General features: G+C 67.8%; 3 protein-coding genes and 1 pseudogene. All 4 read left to right on the top strand.

What is annotated here, in order from left to right; genetic code table 11:
* Nucleotides 1–44: 44 nt before the first annotated feature.
* The 4 genes and pseudogenes from BN1056_RS14535 (at nucleotide 45) to BN1056_RS14520 (ending at nucleotide 1,588) form a co-directional block, all read left to right on the top strand.
* Nucleotides 45–851, top strand: a complete 807-nt coding sequence (locus tag BN1056_RS14535) for an ISAs1 family transposase (protein ID WP_342343925.1) — start codon at nucleotides 45–47, stop codon at nucleotides 849–851.
* A complete protein-coding gene (locus BN1056_RS14530) occupies nucleotides 764–1,039 on the top strand; it encodes a transposase (RefSeq protein WP_342343924.1) in 276 nt (91 codons plus the stop codon). Before BN1056_RS14535 ends, BN1056_RS14530 begins: the two co-directional genes overlap by 88 nt.
* Nucleotides 1,040–1,079: 40 nt before the next feature.
* Nucleotides 1,080–1,331, top strand: a pseudogene (locus tag BN1056_RS14915) (transposase family protein); the annotation flags it as partial.
* Between the two features lie 71 nt (nucleotides 1,332–1,402).
* Nucleotides 1,403–1,588 carry a hypothetical protein gene (locus BN1056_RS14520; protein WP_244671437.1) on the top strand — a complete coding sequence of 62 codons (186 nt, stop codon included), beginning with the start codon at nucleotides 1,403–1,405 and terminating at the stop codon, nucleotides 1,586–1,588.
* Nucleotides 1,589–1,628: the final 40 nt, after the last annotated feature.

Here is a 1,628-nt window from a genome sequence, read left to right as displayed (position 1 = left end):
ACCTGTAAGCAACAACCCACTTACACAGAAACCTTGACAGGCTCCTGGGACTACCACAAGACCGGGACATCCCCTCGGAGTCCACCATCCGCCGCACCCTGGCCGGCCTGGACGCCGACGACCTTGACGCTCGGATCGCCTCGTGGGTGCTCACCCGCACCGGCACCATAGGCGGACGCAGGGTGATCGCGGTGGATGGCAAGACCATGCGCGGCGCCAAACCCAAGAACAACAACAGCGAAGACGGGGATGACGGTGGTGGCGGCGGCGGTGGCGGTGGTGGGGTGCCGCACCTGCTGGCGGCCCTTGACCAGGGCACCGGGGCGGTGCTCACCCAGCAGCGCGTAGAAGACAAGACCAATGAGATCCCGGCCCTGAAGACCCTGCTGGCGCCCTATGACCTTACCGGCGCGGTGGTCACCGCTGACGCTTTGCACACCCAGACCGAGACCGCCACCCGGATACGCGACCGGGGCGCTGACTATGTGTTGACGGTCAAGGGCAACCAACCCGGCCTGCGAGCCAAGCTCAAGGCCCTGCCCTGGAAGGGCGTCCCCGCCGTGTCGGGGGTGGACACCTCCCACGGGCGGCGGGTGCGGCGCACCATCAAAGCCGTGGCAGCCCCGGACTGGATCGACTTCCCCGGCGCCGCCCAAGTACTACAGGTGCGTCGCACCCGCACCACCACCAAGCACCAGCCCGACGGCGGCAAGAAGTCCAAGCGCACCACCGAGGTCGTCTACCCGGGTACTGCTCTGTTTCGATGCAGGACGCCCAGCCCGAGCAGATCGCCGCCTGGATACAAGGCCACTGGAGCATTGAGAACCGACTCCACTGGGTACGGGACGTGACCTATGACGAGGACCGCCACCAGCTGCGCACCGGCTCCGGGCCGCAGGTGATGGCCACCCTGAGGAACCTGGCCATAAGCCTGATCCGCACCATCTACAACGACCCGGCCACCACCGGCATCGCCTCGGCCAACCGCGCCATGACACGAAGACCCGCCAAAGCCATCAAACTCCTAACAACCCCCTAACCAGACAACGACTTTGCCGAGCCCCTGGCCCCTGACCGGAGTGTTCAAGAGTGTTCCCGACCCCCGGTGCCGGCGCGGGACGCGCCACCGGCTTGATGTGGTGCTGGCCCTGGCGGCGGTGGGGGTGCTGGCCGGCTGCCGCACCCTGCTGGCGATCTGGGAGCACGCCCGGGACCTGACCGACGGCCAACTACGGCAACTGGGACTACCGCAAGACCGGGGGCTGCCGTCGGAGTCGACGATTCGCCGCGCCCTGGCCGGCCTGGACGCCGACGATCTGGACGCTCGTATCGCGTCGTGGATGTTCACCCGCACCGGCACCATAGGCGGCAGGCGCGTGATCGCGGTCGAGCGGGTGAGACCATGCGCGGCGCCAAACCCAAGAACAACAACAGCGGAGACGGGGATGATGGTGGCGGTGATGGTGGTGGTGGGGTGCCGCACCTGCTGGCGGCCCTTGACCAGGAGGCCGGGGCGGTGGTGGCCCAGCAGCGCGTGGCCGACAAGACCAGCCAGATACCGGCCCTAAGAGACCTGCTGGCGCCATGACCTGGCCGGCGCGGTGGTCACTGCTGATGCGTTGCACACC

Source organism: Actinomyces succiniciruminis, assembly GCF_900002405.1.
Lineage (GTDB): Bacteria > Actinomycetota > Actinomycetes > Actinomycetales > Actinomycetaceae > Actinomyces > Actinomyces succiniciruminis.
The sequence above is the reverse complement of the archived record's forward strand: the minus strand, read 5'-3'. Positions and strand labels throughout refer to the sequence as shown.